The following is a 15203-nucleotide window of genomic DNA, read 5'->3' as shown; positions in this document are numbered from 1 at the left end:
CCGCCGTACACCCCCGCCCCGGAGGTCCTGCCGTGACCGTCCTCGCCTCCGCCCTGGACCCCACTGCCCCCGACCACCGCGCCCACCGCGAGGCCATGCTCGCCAAACTCGCCGACCTGGACGCCGAACACGCCAAGGCCCTCGCGGGCGGCGGCGAGAAGTACGTCGCCCGGCACCGGAAGCGCGGCAAGCTCCTCGCCCGCGAGCGCATCGAACTGCTCCTGGACCCCGACACGCCCTTCCTGGAGCTGTCCCCGCTGGCGGCCTGGGGGAGCGAGTACACGGTCGGCGCCTCGCTCGTCACCGGCATCGGTGTCGTCGAGGGCGTCGAGTGCCTGATCACCGCCAACGACCCGACCGTGCGCGGCGGCGCCAGCAACCCCTGGTCGCTGAAGAAGGCCCTGCGCGCCAACGACATCGCCCTCGCCAACCGGCTGCCCTGCATCAGCCTCGTCGAGTCCGGCGGCGCCGACCTGCCCTCCCAGAAGGAGATCTTCATCCCCGGCGGCGCGATCTTCCGGGACCTCACCCGGCTGTCGGCGGCCGGTATCCCCACCATCGCCGTCGTCTTCGGCAACTCCACGGCCGGGGGCGCGTACATCCCCGGCATGTCCGACCACGTGATCATGGTCAAGGAGCGCGCCAAGGTGTTCCTCGGCGGGCCGCCGCTGGTCAAGATGGCCACCGGCGAGGAGAGCGACGACGAGTCGCTGGGCGGCGCCGAGATGCACGCCCGCACCTCCGGCCTCGCCGACCACTTCGCCGTCGACGAACCGGACGCCCTGCGCCAGGCCCGCCGGGTCGTCGCTCGCCTCAACCACCGCAAGGCGTACGCCGACCCGCCGCTGGCCGAGCCGCCCAAGTACGACCCCGAGGAACTCCTCGGCATCGTCCCCGGCGACCTCAAGACCCCCTTCGACCCGCGCGAGGTGATCGCCCGGATCGTCGACGCCTCCGACTTCGACGAGTTCAAACCGCTGTACGGCACCAGCCTGACCACCGGCTGGGCGAGCCTGCACGGCTACCCGATCGGCATCCTCGCCAACGCCCAAGGGGTCCTGTTCAGCGCGGAGTCGCAGAAGGCCGCCCAGTTCATCCAGCTCGCCAACCAGCGCGACATCCCGCTCCTGTTCCTCCACAACACCACCGGCTACATGGTCGGCAAGGAGTACGAACAGGGCGGCATCATCAAGCACGGCGCCATGATGATCAACGCGGTCTCCAACTCCCGCGTCCCCCACCTGTCCGTCCTCCTGGGCGCCTCCTACGGCGCCGGCCACTACGGCATGTGCGGCCGCGCCTACGACCCCCGCTTCCTCTTCGCCTGGCCCAGCGCCAAGTCCGCCGTCATGGGCCCGCAGCAACTCGCCGGCGTCCTGTCCATCGTCGCCCGCCAGTCCGCCGCCGCGAAGGGACAGCCGTACGACGACGAGGGCGACGCCGCCCTGCGCGCCATGGTGGAGCAGCAGATCGAGTCCGAGTCGCTGCCCATGTTCCTGTCCGGGCGGCTCTACGACGACGGCGTCATCGACCCGCGCGACACCCGCACCGTCCTCGGCCTGTGCCTGTCCGCCCTCCACACCGCCCCCTACGAGGGCGCGCGCGGCGGCTTCGGCGTCTTCCGGATGTGAGGAACCACATGATTGCTTCCGTACTGGTCGCCAACCGGGGCGAGATCGCCTGCCGGATCTTCCGCACCTGCCGGGAGGCGGGCATCCGCACCGTCGCCGTGCACTCGGACGCCGACGAGAACGCCCTCCACGCGCGCGTGGCCGACGCGGCCGTACGCCTGCCGGGCGCGTCCCCGGCCGACACCTACCTGTGCGGCGACCTGATCGTGAAGGCCGCCGTCGCCGCCGGGGCCGACGCCGTCCACCCCGGCTACGGCTTCCTCTCCGAGAACGCCGACTTCGCCCGCGCCGTACGGGAGGCGGGCCTGGTGTGGATCGGACCGCCGCCCGAGGCCATCGAGGCGATGGCGTCCAAGACCCGCGCCAAGGAACTGATGGGCATCGCGCCCCTCACCGATGTCACCGAGGCCGACCTGCCGGTGCTGGTGAAGGCGGCGGCGGGCGGCGGCGGACGCGGCATGCGCGTCGTCCGCGACCTCGCCGACCTCGACGCCGAACTGACCGCCGCCCGCGCGGAGGCCACCAGCGCCTTCGGCGACGGCGAGGTCTTCGTCGAGCCCTACCTGGAGCACGGCCGCCACGTCGAGGTGCAGATCCTCGCCGACACCCACGGCACCGTCTGGGCGCTCGGCACCCGCGACTGCTCCCTCCAGCGCCGCCACCAGAAGGTCATCGAGGAAGCCCCGGCACCCGGCCTGACCGCCGCACTCACCGCCGAACTCCACGACCTCGCCGTACGCGCCGCCCGCGCCGTCGACTACGTCGGCGCGGGCACCGTCGAGTTCCTCGTCGCCGACGGCAGGGCGCACTTCCTGGAGATGAACACCCGCCTCCAGGTCGAACACCCCGTCACGGAGGAGGTCTTCGGCATCGACCTGGTGGCCCTCCAACTCCGGATCGCCGAAGGCCACGCGCTCGAGAACGACCCCCCGCGCGCGTGTGGCCACGCCGTCGAGGCCCGCCTGTACGCCGAGGACCCGGCGAGCGGCTGGGCCCCGCAGACCGGCCGCCTGCACCGCCTCGCCGTCCCGGACGGCATCCGCTTGGACACCGGCTACACCGACGGCGACGACATCGGCGTCCACTACGACCCGATGCTCGCCAAGGCGGTCGCCCACGCACCCACGCGCGCGGAGGCCGTCCGCCGCCTCGCCGGTGCCCTGGAGCGGGCGGCGATCCACGGCCCGGTCACCAACCGCGACCTGCTCGTCCGCTCCCTGCGCCACGAGGAGTTCACCTCCGGCCGCATGGACACCGGCTTCTACGACCGCCACCTGGCCGCCCTCACCGAGCCGGCCCCCGACCCCCTCGCCCCGCTGGCCGCCGCCCTCGCCGACGCGAGCACCCGCGCGGGACGCTTCGGCGGCTGGCGCAACCTGCCCTCGCAACCGCAGGTCAAGCGCTACGCCATGGCGGGCGAGGAGCACGAGGTCCGCTACCACCACACCCGCACCGGACTCACCGCCGACGGCGTCCGCGTCGTCCACGCCGACGCCGAACGGGTCGTCCTCGAAACGGACGGAGTCCAACGCCCCTTCACCATCGCCCGCTACGGCGACCACCTCCACGTCAACACCACCCGCCTCACCGCCCTGCCCCGCTTCCCCGACCCCACCACCCAGCACGCCCCCGGCTCCCTCCTGGCCCCCATGCCGGGCACGGTCGTCCGCGTCGCGGAGGGCCTGAGCGAGGGCGCCCCCGTCCAGGCGGGCCAGCCCCTGCTGTGGCTGGAGGCCATGAAGATGGAACACAGGATCACGGCTCCCACCACGGGAACACTCACCGCGCTGAACGCCGAGCCGGGCAGGCAGGTGGAGGTCGGCGCCCTCTTGGCCGTAGTAGAGGAAGACGCCGGTCAGGGGCGCGGGGAACTGCGCGAGTAACCACGACGAAACCCGCACCCGAAGGAGCACAGAGATGACCCCTCTCCTCGCATCCGAAGAGCACAAGTCCCTCCGCGCAGCGGTATCCACCTTCGCCCGCACCCACCCCCACACCACCACCCCCGAAGACAACAAACGCCTATGGCAGGACGCGGCCAAGCTCGGCTACATAGGCGTCAACCTGCCGGAGGCATACGGCGGAGGCGGCGCCGGCATCACCGAACTCTCCCTCGTCCTCGAAGAGCTGGGCGCCGCCGGCAACCCCCTCCTCATGATGATCGTCTCCCCGGCGATCTGCGGCACCGTCATCGCCCGCTTCGGCACCGAGGAACAGAAACGCGCGTGGCTCCCGCCCCTCGCCGACGGCACCCGCCTGATGGCCTTCGGCATCACCGAACCCGACGCCGGCTCCAACAGCCACCGCATCACCACCACCGCCCGCCGCGACGCGGCCACCGGGGAGTGGGTCCTCACCGGACGCAAGGTCTTCGTCTCCGGCGTCGACCTCGCCGACGCCACCCTGATCGTCGGCCGCACCGAGGACGCCCGCACCGGCAGGCTCAAGCCCTGCCTCTTCATCGTCCCGCGCGACGCCGAGGGCTTCGAGCGCCGCCCCATCGACATGGAACTCAACGCCGTGGAGCGGCAGTTCGAGCTGACCCTCGACGACGTACGCCTCCCCGCCGACGCCCTGGTCGGCGACGAGGACGCGGGCCTGCTCCAGCTCTTCGCGGGCCTCAACCCCGAGCGCGTGATGACGGCCGCCTTCGCGATCGGCATGGGCCGCCACGCGCTCGCGAAGGCCGTCGAGTACGCCCGCGAACGCACCGTCTGGAAGACGCCCATCGGCGCCCACCAGGCCATCGCGCACCCCCTCGCGCAGGCGCACATCGACCTCGAACTCGCTCGCCTGATGATGCAGAAGGCGGCCCACCTCTACGACGCGGGCGACGACGTCGGCGCGGGCGAGGCCGCCAACATGGCCAAGTACGCGGCCGGGGAGGCCTGCGTGAAGGCCGTCGACCAGGCCGTGCACACCCTCGGCGGCAACGGCCTCACCCGCGAGTTCGGGCTCGCCCGGCTGATCACGGCGTCGCGCGTCGCCCGGATCGCGCCCGTGAGCCGGGAGATGATCCTCAACTACGTCTCCCACCAGACCCTGGGCCTGCCCAAGTCGTACTAGCCCACACCGGTCCGTACTGGAGGAACCGTGTTCCGCAGCGAGTACGCAGACGTCCCGCCCGTCGACCTGCCCATCCACGACGCGGTGCTCGGCGGGGCCGCCGCCTTCGGGAACGCCCCGGCGCTGATCGACGGCACCGACGGCACCACCCTCACCTACGAGCAGGTGGACCGGTTCCACCGGCGCGTCGCCGCCGCCCTCGCCGAGTCCGGCGTGCGCAAGGGCGACGTCCTCGCCCTGCACAGCCCCAACACCGTCGCCTTCCCGTTGGCCTTCTACGCCGCCACCCGCGCGGGCGCCTCCGTCACCACGGTGCACCCGCTCGCCACGGCGGAGGAGTTCGCCAAGCAGCTGAAGGACTGCGCGGCCCGCTGGATCGTCACCGTCTCACCGCTCCTGGCCACCGCCCGCCGGGCCGCCGAACTCGCGGGCGGCGTCCGGGAGATCCTGGTCTGCGACAGTGCGCCGGGCCACCGCTCACTCGTCGACCTGCTGGCCTCGACCGCGCCCGAACCGTCCGTCGCGATCGACCCGGCCGAGGACGTCGCCGCCCTGCCGTACTCCTCGGGCACCACCGGCACCCCCAAGGGCGTCATGCTCACCCACCGGCAGATCGCCACCAACCTCGCCCAGCTCGAACCCTCCATGCCCTCCGCACCCGGCGACCGCGTCCTCGCCGTGCTGCCGTTCTTCCACATCTACGGCCTGACCGCCCTGATGAACGCCCCGCTCAGGCTCGGCGCCACCGTCGTCGTCCTGCCCCGCTTCGACCTGGAGCAGTTCCTCGCCGCCATCCAGAACCACCGCATCACCAGCCTGTACGTCGCCCCGCCGATCGTCCTGGCGCTCGCCAAGCACCCCCTGGTCGCCGACTACGACCTCTCCTCGCTGAAGTACATCGTCAGCGCCGCCGCACCCCTGGACGCGCGCCTCGCCGCCGCCTGCTCCCGACGGCTCGGCCTGCCGCCCGTCGGCCAGGCGTACGGCATGACGGAACTGTCCCCGGGCACCCACGTCGTCCCCCTCGACGCCATGAGCGAGGCGCCGCCCGGCACCGTCGGCAAGCTCATCGCCGGCACCGAGATGCGCATCGTCTCCCTCACCGACCCCGGCCAGGACCTCCCGGCGGGCGAGTCCGGCGAGATCCTCATCCGCGGCCCCCAGATCATGAAGGGCTACCTGCACCGCCCCGACGCCACCGCCGCCCTCATCGACAGCGACGGCTGGCTGCACACCGGCGACGTCGGCCACGCCGACAGCGACGGCTGGCTGTACGTCGTCGACCGCGTCAAGGAACTCATCAAGTACAAGGGCTTCCAGGTGGCCCCCGCCGAACTCGAGGCCCTCCTGCTCACCCACCCCGGCGTCGCCGACGCGGCCGTCATCGGCGCCTACAACGACGACGGCAACGAAGTACCGCACGCCTTCGTCGTACGCCAGCCGGCCGCACCCGGCCTCGCGGAGGGCGAGATCATGATGTACGTCGCCGAACGCGTCGCCCCCTACAAACGCGTCCGCCGGGTCACCTTCGTCGACGCCGTCCCCCGTGCCGCGTCCGGCAAGATCCTCCGCCGACAGCTGAGGGAGCAGCAGTGACCCAAACCGCCCCCCTCATCGCCCGCACGCGCGCGCGGGGCGTCGAGACCCTCACCCTCGACTCCCCGCACCGCCGCAACGCCCTGTCCGCCGCCCTCGTCGCCGAGCTGGCCGCCGCCCTCACCGACGCGGCCGAGGACCCCGGCGTCCGCGCCGTCGTCCTCACCCACACCGGCACCACCTTCAGCGCCGGCGCCGACCTGCGCGACCCGCCCGCCCCGGACGCCCTCGTCGGCCTCTTCCGGCAGCTCGCCGAGGTGCCGAAACCGGTGATCGCCCGCGTCGCCGGACACGTCCGCGCGGGCGGCCTCGGCCTGGTCGCCGCCTGCGACATCGCGGCCGCGTCCACGGAGTCGACCTTCGCCTTCACCGAGGTCCGCATCGGCGTGGCGCCCGCCGTCATCTCCCTGACCCTGCTGCCGCGCACCGACCCCCGCGCGCTGGCCCGCTACTACCTCACCGGCGAGTGCTTCGACGCCGCCGAGGCCGCCCGCGTCGGCCTGGTCACCGCGGCGGGCGACGACGTGGACGCCGTACTCGAACCCGTCCTCGACGGTGTGCGCCGTGCCTCACCGCAGGGCCTGGCCGAGACGAAACGGCTGCTCACGGCTAGGGTGCTGGAGGCCTTCGACCGGGACGCGGCCGACCTGACCGCGCTCTCGGCCCGGCTGTTCGCCTCCCCGCAGGCCCGCGAGGGGATGACGGCCTTCCTCGAACGACGGGATCCGGAATGGGTGGTGTGAGCGGCGCCGTGAACACGGCCGACCGCGCGGAGCGCGTTCCCAAGCAGGACCGCAGCCGGGCCACCCGGCAGCGGCTCCTGGAAGCCGCCGTGGCCTGCCTCGCCGAACGCGGCTGGGCCGGGTCCACGGTCTCCGTCGTCGCCGAACACGCCGGAGTCTCCCGCGGCGCCGCCCAGCACCACTTCCCGACCCGCGAGGACCTCTTCACGGCGGCCGTGGAGTACGTCGCCGAGGAACGCTCCGTCGCCCTGCGCGCCCTGTTCCCCGAGGGCGCCGCCGCCGACGACCGGCGCGCGGTGGTCGCCGCCCTCGTCGACCTCTACACCGGCCCGCTCTTCCGCGCCGCCCTGCACCTGTGGGTGGCCGCCTCCAACGAGGAGCAGCTGCGCGGCCGGGTCACCGAGCTGGAGGCCCGCGTCGGCCGCGAGAGCCACCGCATCGCCGTCGACCTCCTCGGCGCCGACGAGAGCCGCCCCGGCGCCCGCGAAACCGTCCAGGGCCTCCTGGACATGGCCCGCGGCCTGGGCCTCGCCACCCTCCTCACCGACGACGGCCCACGCCGGGAACGGGTGGTGGAGCAGTGGGCGCGCCTGCTGGACGCGGCGCTGGCCTGAGGCGGCCGGTCAGGCGGTGCGGAGGTTGCTCAGCCGGCAGCGGATGTGCGGAGCTCCGGCGAACTTGGCGTCCACGGTGACCAGCTCGGCGTCCAGCGTTTCGGCGAGCGCCACGTACGAGGCGTCGTACGGCCACATGTTGTGCCGCAGCTCCCAGATGCGGGGGAGCAGCGGAGCATGGTCGTACCGCTTGAGCTGCATGCGCCCCAGGAGGTGGAGGGCGCGTTCGGCCTCGTCCTCGGGGAGCTTCCCGCCCCGCACGAGGCCGCGCAGCACCGAGGCGCACTCCAGGTCGACGGCGTGCGGCGCGGCCAGCCGGTGGTCCGTGACGCGGGCCCGCACGCGTTCGGCGAGTGCGTCGCCGCCGACGAGGAACTCCACGAGCGCGGAGGTGTCCAGGACGAGCACGCTCACGCGCGGGCCTCGCGCAGGTCGCGGAGGGCATCGGTGACGTCGTCCGCCGTGACCCGCCCGCGTGCGGCGATCGCCCGCGCCTCGAGCGCCGCCTCGGCCGGGGTCAGGGTCGCCGCCTCACCGGCGAGCAGCTGCAGGACGTAGGACTGCAGTGACTGTCCGGTGCGCGCGGCCCTCGTCTTCAAGGTCCGCAGGGTGTCCTCCGGGACGTCCCTCACGTGGATCGTAGCCATGCAAGCAGTTTAGTCCCACCGCCAGCACTCTGCCACCGGGTCACGGACTCAGCCGCTCCACCCGCCACCCCCCGCCGCCCTCCGCCACGTACCGCAGCCGGTCGTGCAGCCGGTTCTCGCGGCCCTGCCAGAACTCCACCGCCTCCGGCACCACCCGGAACCCGCCCCAGTGCGGCGGCACCGGCACCCGCTCGCCCTCCGGATAACGCGCCGCCAGCTCGGCGTACGCCGCGTCCAGGGCACGGCGGTCCGCCACCACCGAGGACTGGACGCTCGCCCAGGCACCCAGCTGGGAGCCGTGCGGCCGGGTCCGGAAGTACCCGGCGGTCTCGTCCCGCCCGGTGCGGCGCGCGACGCCCGTGACCACCACCTGCCGGGCCATCGGATGCCAGGGGAACAGCAGCGAGACGTACGGGTTCGCGTCCAGCTCGCGCCCCTTGCGGGAGTCGTAGTTGGTGTAGAAGACGAAGCCCTGCTCGTCGAAGTGCTTCAGCAGCACCGTGCGGGAGCTGGGCCGCCCCCGCCCGTCCGCCGTGGAGACGACCATGGCGTTCGGCTCGAACAGCCCGCCGTCCGTCGCCGCCTGCTTGAACCAGCGCGCGAACTGCTCGACGGGCGTCGCCGCCAGCTCGGTCTCGGACAGCCCCTCGGCCCGGTACTGCTTGCGCATCGAGGCGAGATCGAAGGGGACTGAGGCGGCGGGGACGCCGGAATCGGCTTCGCGATCGGTCACGCCGCCCATCCTGCCGTATCGGCTCCCCCACCCGGCCGGGGTGGCACCGAGTGCCGCACCCACTCCCCAAACCTGGCACCCGGAGATAAGGTGCTTGGTCCCGCTCCGGCCGGATGACCGACGGCCGTACGGGGCATCACAGGGGTGACCGCCGGGACCGCGAGTCGGGACACGACCGTGGATCCATGGAGCCGCCGCACCGTCTCCGCCCAGGTCGCCGTACACCACTGATCACGAGGAGCCGCCTGATGTCCGACTTCGTACCCGGACTAGAGGGAGTCGTCGCCTTCGAGACGGAGATCGCCGAACCCGACAAGGAGGGCGGCGCCCTTCGCTACCGCGGCGTCGACATCGAGGACCTGGTCGGGCACGTCTCCTTCGGCAACGTCTGGGGCCTGCTCGTCGACGGGGCCTTCAACCCCGGCCTGCCGCCCGCCGAGCCCTTCCCCATCCCCGTGCACTCCGGCGACATCAGGGTCGACGTCCAGTCCGCCCTCGCGATGCTCGCCCCGGCGTGGGGCCTCAAACCCCTGCTGGACATCGACGCCGCCCAGGCCCGCGACGACCTCGCCCGCGCCGCCGTCATGGCCCTGTCCTACGTCGCCCAGTCCGCGCGCGGCCAGAGCCTGCCCATGGTGCCGCAGCGCGAGATCGACAAGGCCCAGTCGGTGGTCGAACGCTTCATGATCCGCTGGCGCGGCGAGCCCGACCCCAAGCACGTCGCCGCCGTCGACGCCTACTGGACCTCCGCCGCCGAGCACGGCATGAACGCCTCCACGTTCACCGCCCGCGTCATCGCCTCCACCGGCGCGGACGTGGCCGCCGCCCTCTCCGGAGCCGTGGGCGCCATGTCGGGACCGCTGCACGGCGGCGCCCCCTCGCGCGTCCTGCACATGATCGAGGAGATCGAGCGCACCGGCGACGCCGAGGGCTACGTCAAGAAGACCCTCGACGCGGGCGAACGCCTCATGGGCTTCGGGCACCGCGTCTACCGCGCCGAGGACCCGCGCGCCCGCGTCCTGCGCCGCACCGCCCGCGAACTGGGCGCCCCGCGCTACGAGGTCGCCGAGGCCCTGGAGAAGGCCGCCCTGGCCGAGCTGCACGCCCGCCGCCCCGACCGGGTGCTGGCCACCAACGTCGAGTTCTGGGCCGCCATCATGCTGGACTTCGCCGAGGTCCCGGCCCCCATGTTCACCTCGATGTTCACCTGCGCCCGCACCGCCGGCTGGTCCGCCCACATCCTGGAGCAGAAGCGCACCGGCCGCCTGGTCCGCCCCTCCGCCCGCTACGTGGGCCCGGGCACCCGCAACCCGCGCGAGATCGAGGGTTACGCCGACATCGCGGACTGACCGCCCCCCTGAACGCAGGCGACCCGCGAGTCTGGTTCCTCCGTGGAGGAGCCGGCCGGACGTACCGGCGACTCGCGGGTCGGGTGACTGCTGGGAATTGGGCCGGCTGCACGCATCTGTCACGCGCTGGTCCGGCGCCGCACTCCGTGTGGTGCCGGGCCGCTAGCCCGCAGCCACCTCACGCGTCCGGATCTCATACATCTGCCGAACCACCTCCCTTCTCGTGTAGCGCCCACCCTAAGAAACCGGTCGGCCGCCGATCAATCGAATTTCCGGATCGATTCGTCGTCGATCTCCCATAGACGCGTCTTCGCTGGTCACCTACGGTTTCGCCCATGACGAAACGACTGGGGGAGCCGCCGGTCAGGCGGGCGGTGGTCAGCGGGTCGGCCTTCGAGGAGCGGATCGGGTACGCCCGGGCCGTCGTCGACGGCGACCGGGTGCACGTGTCGGGGACCACCGGCTTCGACTACGCGTCGATGACGATCTCCGCGGACGTGGTGGAGCAGGCCGAGCAGTGCCTGCGCAACATCGGGGCGGCGCTGGCCGAGGCGGGGTGCACGTTCGCGGACGTGGTGCGGGTGCGCTACCTGCTGCCCGCGCGGGAGGACTTCGAGCCCTGCTGGCCGGTGCTGCGGGAGGCGTTCGGGCAGGTGCGGCCGGCCGCGACGATGATGGTGTGCGGGCTCGCGGACGAGCGGATGCGCATCGAGATCGAGGTGGACGCGCGGCGCGGGACGGTCGCGCCCGGTGCGGGCTCGGCGCTGCGGATCGAGCCGGTGGCCGGGGACGCCATGGTTGAGGAGTGGCGGCACGTGCACAACGTGATCGTGCCGCCGGCCGCGCTGACCCTCGACGAGGCGCGGGAGCGCGCCGGGCGCAACCGGCTGGCCAACGCCTACCTCGGGGACGTGCTCGTCGGCTGCTCCACGGTGCGGCCGCCCGGGGGCGAGGAGCGGGTGGCGACCGTGATCGCGCGGGTGCTGCCGGCGTACCGGGGGCGCGGGATCGGTACGGCGCTCTACGCGGCGGGGCTGGCCCACGCGCGCGAGCTGGACGCCGGGGCGGTGGAGACCGTGGTGCTGGCGGCCAACGCCGACGGGTTGCGGTTCGCCGGGGCGCGTGGGTTCGTGGAGAAGGAGCGGTACGTGCTCGACGGCGAGCGCGAGGAGTGGGTCGACCTGAGGCTCGCCGCCGCCCGCCCGGCATGATCCGCGGTGCCCCGTCATGACGGGGGCTTATGCCGAGTTTCCGCAGTACAACGATTTCCGCGAACTTGCGGGAACCCGGTGTGTGCTGCATCACGTTCGAGTTGAATGAAGGCCAGTGAGCGAACCGACGTACGGTACGGCGGACGCAGCCTGCAGGGGGTCCAGGTGAGTGCTTCGCGGCGTAGTGGCGCCACCGACGCATTGGGTCCGGACGAGCCGGAGCAGCCCGAGCGGGACGGCGCGGACCTGTTGGCCGCGCTCCTCGACGGCATGGACGCGGCCCTGTGCGCCTTCGACGCGGACGGGGTCGTGACCCATTGGAACCGCGAGGCGGAGCGGATCCTGGGCTGGAGCGCGGCCGAGGCCGTGGGACGTCGGGGCTTCGCCGGCTGGGCGGTGCGCAGCGCGGACGCCGGGGAGGTGGAGGACCGGCTGCTGTCCGCCATGCGGGCGCCGGGGCGCCAGGTGCACGAGTTCGCGCTGCTGACCAAGGACGGCGGCCGGGTGCTGGTGCGCACCCAGTCCGCGGCGGTCCGCGGTCCCGACGGGCGTCCGGCGGGCGTGTACTGCGCGTTCAGCGAGGTGCACGCGCAGATCGACCTGGAGCGGTCCATCGCGCTGAGCGAGGCCCTGCTGGAGGACGCCGGCTGGGGTGTCGTCCTGGTCGACGTGGACCTGCGGCCCGCCGTGGTCAACGCGCACGCGGCCCGGGCGCTCGGGGCTGGTCGCACGTCGGTGCTGGGGCGGCCGCTCGGCGATCTGCTCGCCCAGGGCGTCGAGGAGCTGGAGAACGCGCTGACGCACGTCCTGGCCGAGGGCGCGCCGCCCGGGCCCGCCGAGGTGTGGGTGACCCTGCGCACGCCGGAGGGCGAGCGGCGCCGGTGCTGGCGCAGTGGCTTCGTGCGGCTGGCCTCGCCGCTGGCGGAGGAGCCGGTGCCGCTGGGGGTCGGCTGGCTCTTCCAGGACGTCACGGAGGCGAAGCAGGGCGAGCAGGAGGCGTCGCTGCTGCGCTTCCGGGCCAACCAGCTGCACCGGGCGGCGCGTGCCGCGGCCGAGTGCGAGGACCCGGCGGAGGCCGCGATCGTCCACCTGGACTTCGCGCTGGCCGGGTTCGCCGACCACGCCCTGATCGACCGGGTGGTGGGCGGGGCCACGTCGGACACCGACGCGGCGGAGCCGGTGCGGCTGGTGCGGGTCGCGGCCACCCCGTCCGGCGCGCCGGGGCCCAGCGTGCCGTCCGGGACGGCCGGGATGCCGGTGCGCTACGGCGAGGGGCACCCCGCCGTGCAGTGCGTGGAGCGGGCGGGCTCGGTGCGGGCCAGCGCCGGTGCGCGGGCGGTCCCGGCGGAGCAGGTGCGCCGGTGGGCCACGGCCCGCCAGTGGCCGGAGGACACGGTGCACGGCCTGTGCGCGGTGCTGCGCAGCCGCGGCCGGACGCTGGGCGTCGTCACGTTCCTGCGCGGCGCCGGACGCAGCGCCTTCGAGCGGCCGGACGCGATGTACGCCGAGGACGTGGCGGTCCGGATCGCCACCGCGCTGGACCTGGGCGGCGCGCTGGAGCGGCCGTAGCCGGGGCGGGCCCCCGGTTCCGCTCAGCGGCGGTAGAAGATCCGGTCCCGGTACTCCTCCAGTACCCGGCCGTTCCACTCGTGGCCGCCGTCCACGTTCCCGGAGCGCAGCAGCGGGGGCTCGACGCCGCGGTCGGCGAGGGTCGCGGCCGCCGTGGCCGTCATGGCCTGCATGAGGGCGCTGGTGACGACCGTGGAGGCGGGGGCGAAGGGCGCCGGGACGGTGTCGAGGGTGAGTTCCGCGTCGCCGACGGCGATCTTGGAGTCCAGGACGACGTCGCAGTGGTCCTTGAGGAACGTGCCGGAGACGTGCCGCGACGTGGTCTCGGACGCGTACGCCACCGAGGTCACGCCGATGACCCGGACGCCGAGGGCGCGGGCGTTCATGGCCATCTCCACGGGCAGGGCGTTGCGCCCGGAGAGGGAGACGATCACCAGGGCGTCGCCCTCGCGCAGCGGGGAGGAGTCCAGCACGGCGCTCGCGAGGCCGTCGACGCGCTCCAGGGCGGAGCCGAGGGTGGCCGGCATCACGTCGACGCCGACGACGCCGGGCACGGCGAGCAGGTTCATCAGGGCGAGTCCGCCGGCGCGGTACACCACGTCCTGCGCGGCGAGGGAGGAGTGGCCGGCGCCGAAGGCGAAGAGCCGGCCGCCGCTGAGCACGGTGTCGGCGAGCAGCGTGCCGGCCGCCTCGACGCTGTCCGCCTCCTCGTCGCGGACGCGCCGCAGGAGGTCGATCGCCGCGTCGAGGAACCGTCCGGCCGGCTTGTGGTCGCTCATGCGGGACCCCTTCTCAGTGGCTGCGTCGCGGATCACGGTGCGGTCTGGACCAGCGCGGTGTCAATACGGCGTCAGGGCGGCGTGGAGGGGCCGGGCGGGCGCGGCCGGGCCCGGCTTTTCGCGGCGCGGCACGGTTGTCGGTGGTATGCGTCAGAATTGGTGACAGGGCCAGCGCACGCGCCGGTGGGCCTCAGCCTCCGGCAATCTCATCGAGGGGCACGTATGTCCGGACTGATCGACACCACGGAGATGTACCTCCGCACCATCCTGGAGCTGGAGGAGGAAGGTGTGGTCCCGATGCGCGCCCGGATCGCCGAGCGGCTCGACCAGAGCGGTCCCACGGTCAGCCAGACGGTGGCGCGGATGGAGCGTGACGGGCTGGTGTCCGTGGCGGCCGACCGGCATCTGGAGCTGACCGACGAGGGCAGGCGGCTGGCGACACGCGTGATGCGCAAGCACCGGCTCGCGGAGTGTCTGCTGGTCGACGTGATCGGCCTGGAGTGGGAGCAGGTGCACGCGGAGGCGTGCCGCTGGGAGCACGTGATGAGCGAGGCGGTCGAGCGCCGGGTGCTGGAGCTGCTGCGGCACCCGACCGAGTCGCCGTACGGGAATCCGATCCCGGGCCTGGAGGAGCTGGGCGAGACGGACGGGGCCGACCCGTTCCTGGACGAGGGCATGGTGTCCCTCGCCGATCTCGACCCGGGGGTCGAGGGCAAGACGGTCGTCGTGCGCCGGATCGGTGAGCCGATCCAGACGGACGCGCAGCTGATGTACACGCTGCGCCGGGCCGGGGTGCAGCCCGGCTCGGTGGTGAGCGTGACCGAGTCGGCGGGCGGCGTGCTGGTGGGCAGCGGCGGCGAGGCCGCCGAGCTGGAGTCGGACACCGCCTCCCACGTGTTCGTCGCCAAGCGCTGACCGCGGGCCCCCGGGGCCGGTTGACCGGGGTCCGTCGATTCGGGATTCCAGTGCGCCGAATCGCAGCGGCCGGACGCTTCGCGTGCAAGGCTGTGGCGTGAAGCAGCGGACGTGAGGGGCTCTTGGCCCGTGGCTGACAGCGATGTCGCCCGGCCGGAGAGGGGGAGGGGCGTGCCGAAGAGACGCAGAGGGCCCCGGCGCCGTGCGGCGCCGGGGCCTGTCCTCCCCTGTGCTGACCTGGAGCCCCGAGCTCTCAAGGTCAATCCCCTCGGACCGTTTTCCCCGAGCGGTCCGCCTCCCGTTGAAGATCTCCCCTGGGCGGCGGCGATCAATCCCTGAGCGGTGTCACT

14 protein-coding genes are annotated in these 15203 nt (G+C 73.3%); 10 read left to right on the top strand and 4 right to left on the bottom strand.

Annotated features, from left to right (window positions below; translation table 11 throughout):
* Positions 1-32: 32 nt before the first annotated feature.
* From ACIRGB_RS15690 to ACIRGB_RS15665, 6 genes are read left to right on the top strand one after another with little or no spacing between them, the layout of a single operon-like run.
* Complete coding sequence (locus tag ACIRGB_RS15690; protein ID WP_403864178.1) at positions 33-1631, top strand: acyl-CoA carboxylase subunit beta; 1599 nt, start codon at positions 33-35, stop codon at positions 1629-1631.
* 8 nt (positions 1632-1639) lie between these two features.
* On the top strand, positions 1640-3514 hold the full coding sequence (locus ACIRGB_RS15685; RefSeq protein ID WP_403864175.1) for a biotin carboxylase N-terminal domain-containing protein: 1875 nt from the start codon (positions 1640-1642) through the stop codon (positions 3512-3514).
* Positions 3515-3548: 34 nt separating this feature from the next.
* The gene (locus ACIRGB_RS15680; RefSeq protein WP_403864171.1) at positions 3549-4697 is read left to right on the top strand and encodes an acyl-CoA dehydrogenase family protein; all 1149 of its coding nucleotides are present in this window, start codon (positions 3549-3551) and stop codon (positions 4695-4697) included.
* Positions 4698-4724: 27 nt separating this feature from the next.
* The gene (locus ACIRGB_RS15675; protein WP_403864168.1) at positions 4725-6293 is read left to right on the top strand and encodes a 4-coumarate--CoA ligase family protein; all 1569 of its coding nucleotides are present in this window, start codon (positions 4725-4727) and stop codon (positions 6291-6293) included.
* A complete protein-coding gene (locus ACIRGB_RS15670) occupies positions 6290-7036 on the top strand; it encodes an enoyl-CoA hydratase family protein (protein WP_403864165.1) in 747 nt (248 codons plus the stop codon). The genes ACIRGB_RS15675 and ACIRGB_RS15670 overlap by 4 nt, the downstream gene beginning before the upstream one ends.
* Complete coding sequence (locus ACIRGB_RS15665) at positions 7024-7650, top strand: TetR/AcrR family transcriptional regulator (protein WP_403864162.1); 627 nt, start codon at positions 7024-7026, stop codon at positions 7648-7650. The genes ACIRGB_RS15670 and ACIRGB_RS15665 overlap by 13 nt, the downstream gene beginning before the upstream one ends.
* Positions 7651-7659: 9 nt before the next feature.
* Here the strand turns inward: ACIRGB_RS15665 and ACIRGB_RS15660 are convergent, their stop codons facing one another.
* From ACIRGB_RS15660 to pdxH, 3 genes are read right to left on the bottom strand one after another with little or no spacing between them, the layout of a single operon-like run.
* Entirely contained in the window at positions 7660-8064 is a 405-nt protein-coding gene (locus ACIRGB_RS15660) for a type II toxin-antitoxin system VapC family toxin (protein WP_403864159.1), read from the bottom strand.
* On the bottom strand, positions 8061-8297 hold the full coding sequence (locus ACIRGB_RS15655; protein WP_403864156.1) for a FitA-like ribbon-helix-helix domain-containing protein: 237 nt from the start codon (positions 8295-8297) through the stop codon (positions 8061-8063). Before ACIRGB_RS15655 ends, ACIRGB_RS15660 begins: the two co-directional genes overlap by 4 nt.
* Before the next feature lie 40 nt (positions 8298-8337).
* Entirely contained in the window at positions 8338-9039 is a 702-nt protein-coding gene (pdxH, locus tag ACIRGB_RS15650; RefSeq protein WP_403864153.1) for a pyridoxamine 5'-phosphate oxidase, read from the bottom strand.
* A gap of 239 nt (positions 9040-9278) precedes the next feature.
* Between pdxH and ACIRGB_RS15645 the strand changes: the two genes are divergently transcribed.
* From ACIRGB_RS15645 to ACIRGB_RS15635, 3 genes are all read left to right on the top strand, one after another.
* Positions 9279-10379 (top strand): citrate synthase 2, encoded by a 1101-nt coding sequence (locus tag ACIRGB_RS15645; protein WP_403864150.1) that lies wholly within the window; start codon positions 9279-9281, stop codon positions 10377-10379.
* Positions 10380-10714: 335 nt separating this feature from the next.
* The gene (locus ACIRGB_RS15640; protein ID WP_403864147.1) at positions 10715-11590 is read left to right on the top strand and encodes a GNAT family N-acetyltransferase; all 876 of its coding nucleotides are present in this window, start codon (positions 10715-10717) and stop codon (positions 11588-11590) included.
* A gap of 105 nt (positions 11591-11695) precedes the next feature.
* Positions 11696-13159, top strand: a complete 1464-nt coding sequence (locus ACIRGB_RS15635) for a PAS domain-containing protein (RefSeq protein WP_403864144.1) — start codon at positions 11696-11698, stop codon at positions 13157-13159.
* Positions 13160-13182: 23 nt separating this feature from the next.
* Here ACIRGB_RS15635 and ACIRGB_RS15630 read toward each other — a convergent pair whose 3' ends face one another.
* The gene (locus tag ACIRGB_RS15630; RefSeq protein ID WP_403864141.1) at positions 13183-13938 is read right to left on the bottom strand and encodes an SIS domain-containing protein; all 756 of its coding nucleotides are present in this window, start codon (positions 13936-13938) and stop codon (positions 13183-13185) included.
* A gap of 222 nt (positions 13939-14160) precedes the next feature.
* Between ACIRGB_RS15630 and ACIRGB_RS15625 the strand changes: the two genes are divergently transcribed.
* Positions 14161-14853, top strand: a complete 693-nt coding sequence (locus ACIRGB_RS15625; protein WP_402554720.1) for a metal-dependent transcriptional regulator — start codon at positions 14161-14163, stop codon at positions 14851-14853.
* Positions 14854-15203 lie beyond the last annotated feature (350 nt).

It is taken from the genome of Streptomyces sp. NPDC102490, assembly GCF_044765285.1.
GTDB lineage: Bacteria > Actinomycetota > Actinomycetes > Streptomycetales > Streptomycetaceae > Streptomyces.
The sequence above is the reverse complement of the archived record's forward strand: the minus strand, read 5'-3'. Positions and strand labels throughout refer to the sequence as shown.